We start from the raw sequence: 523 nt of genomic DNA on the forward strand, positions 1-523 counted from the left end.
GTACACCCCAGCCTGTCATCCAGCGCCTTACTGCACACCAGGTCGTTGCCCAGACAGTGCGGCGGGTTGTAAAGGGTTACTGGCGTCCCCACCTGAATACCCATTCGTTCGGCATCCGCTTTATCTTTTGCGCCGATATCAATCCAGAGTTTATCGAGCGCGGGTGGCTGGGTGCGCTCGTCACCCTTCGCGAAGTGATATGCTTTAATACCGATACAGCCCATGATATCGCCTGAACATCCGGCAAGCGTCACAATCGAACCGGGCATAGTAATTTGCGCCGGGCCGCCCACGCGTTCAAAACGTAAAAAACCGGAGGGTTCGATCTTGCGTACCATAAAACCCACTTCATCCATATGCGCAAAAATCATCAGGCGAAGCGCGTCGGATTTATCGCTGCCATAACGGGCGACGACATTACCTAAGCGATCCCGCCAGACGTCTTTGGCCTGCTGTTCGAACGCGTGCTGCATAACGTTTGCAATACTGCTTTCATGTCCTGAAATCCCGTTTAGCCGCAGTA

The 523-nt window shown here is 53.7% G+C and carries 1 pseudogene; it reads right to left on the bottom strand.

What is annotated here, in order from left to right:
• Positions 1-521, bottom strand: a pseudogene (locus K0335_RS22310) (M42 family peptidase); the annotation flags it as partial.
• Positions 522-523 lie beyond the last annotated feature (2 nt).

Origin of the sequence: Escherichia sp. GZ89, assembly GCF_019366485.1 — a bacterium.
Taxonomy (GTDB): Bacteria; Pseudomonadota; Gammaproteobacteria; order Enterobacterales; family Enterobacteriaceae; genus Escherichia; species Escherichia fergusonii.